We start from the raw sequence: 2056 nt of genomic DNA, 5'->3' as shown, positions 1-2056 counted from the left end.
ATGATAAGAGGAAGGCTGTTAGATATATTATTTTGTTATTCTTCATTATCATCATCCTTTCTATAAGTTAATTTGTAGGTTTAACTAGAATTTGGTGCTTAAGTTAACCATAAAGTTGCGGCCTGGCATCGGATAACCGTCCACTACTTCGTAATCTTTGTCAAAGAGATTGTTGATTTCAAATGCTAACTCTTTATTTTTATCTATATTAGTTGATAATTTCAAATCAGAGATAAAATATGAGTCTACTTTGCCTCCACCATAAGAGTTTGTTTCATCAACATATCTATTGTCCAATACCGCTTTATAAGTTTCAGTTCTGTATTTTAAATTTAAAGCAAGCTGATTATATGGCATATTTAATGACTGACCATCAACACTGTCATCTCTGGCTTCTAGGTAAGTATAAGCAAAATCGATATTCCAATTATCATCAAAAGTTCTTGATGTTAAAAACTCTATTCCTTTAATATCAGCTTCATCGATATTTTCCATCCTCAATGTATTAGAATTATAAGTAATTAACTGATCAAATTTTCTTCTAAAAAATGTAATTTCTCTTCTGCAGATTGAATCTGAATATTTAAATCCAATATCAAAAGTCTTAGCTTCTTCTGGATTTAAATTCTCGTTATTACCAAATCCAGTGTATAAATCAAGGAATGTTGGTGCTCTAAAAGCTTCACCATAATTAAAATTGAAATTCCAATTATCATTTATTTCATAAATATATCCAAGTTTAGGGCTAAGATTAGATCCATATTCATCATGGTCATCGTATCTAGCACCATAAACAAAGATATTATTATTTAATCTAAATTTATCCTGTATATAAAGAGCCTTATTTAGATTATCATATTTATTGTTAATTGATATTGTATTATCTTCAACCTTGTTTTCTATTATATCAAAACCATAATTTATTGTATGATTATCAAAATAATAATTTGTTTCTTTATAATTAAAACCTCTTTTAGAAATATCTATATCTGTTGTGTTATATCCAGTCAAACTCCAGGTACTCCTAGTCTTATCATACATTTCTCGCTCATTATTATATACTAAAAATGTTCTATCACGATTTTCTAAATTTTGATTTAAAGATATCTTTATATTTTCATCCTGATCGTCACGAAAACCATAATCATCATTAGCCTCTGAGCCAGGATAATTTGATTCAGTGTTATTATGTCGATATGTAATATTTACATTAGAGATCTTACTTAAATTATACTTGTATTTCAAAAATATATCATCACGATCTAAAGATGACTTTTGATCTGGATCATCTCGATGTTCATCACTACTCAATTTATCATAAGAAATAAAAATTGAAGAATTATCAAAATTATAATTTGTTGTCACAATATAATTTTGAGTGTTATATGAACCTAAACCAAAATTAATCTCTGTTTCATTATCTTTATCAGTATCTTGAGTTACAATATTAATTACTCCACCCATAGCATTTGCTCCATAAATTGATGATGAGGCAGACTTAGAGATTTCAATTCTTTTAATAATAGAAATAGGAATATCCTCTAACCTAATAATACCATCCTGAGGACTATTTAGTGGCTGTCCATCTAATAAATATAATATTTGATCTTGTCTCGCCCCTCTAATTATTACATCTTTTTTTCCTGTTAAACCACTAAAATTTTTGATATAAACTCCACCAGCATCCTGAAGAAGATCTGCCAAATTCTGAGCATTGCTCTCTTCAATCTCCTCCTGATCAATAACTTCAATACTGACCGGAGTTTCCATAATACTTTCCTCATAACGACTTGCTGTCACAACAACTTCTTCTAAATCCACAACTTCTTCCTGCGCACTTACCGGCACTGCTAAAATTAAAAGTGCTGTAAGCATGACTAAAACTTTTTTCTTTAACATTAACTATTCCTCCTTGTTTTTGTCTGCTCACAGCCACCCTAGACAAAATAGGCTATATAATAGAAAAAGACACCCAGGTAAATTGAGGGTGTCTATAAATACTTAAATAGCCCACAACCATTCCTGTCTCGAAGATGGCTGTTATCCTTTTAGGCAG

Annotated in this window: 1 protein-coding gene; it reads right to left on the bottom strand. The window is 29.8% G+C overall.

The genetic code is table 11. From position 1 onward, the window contains the following. Positions 1–84: 84 nt before the first annotated feature. Positions 85–1899: a TonB-dependent siderophore receptor gene (locus CI949_RS20235; protein ID WP_089722715.1), complete on the bottom strand. Its 1815-nt coding sequence runs from the start codon at positions 1897–1899 to the stop codon at positions 85–87. Positions 1900–2056 lie beyond the last annotated feature (157 nt).

The organism is Halanaerobium sp. (genome assembly GCF_003070835.1).
Note: the sequence above shows the minus strand (reverse complement) of the source record. Positions and strands in the feature narration are given on the sequence as shown.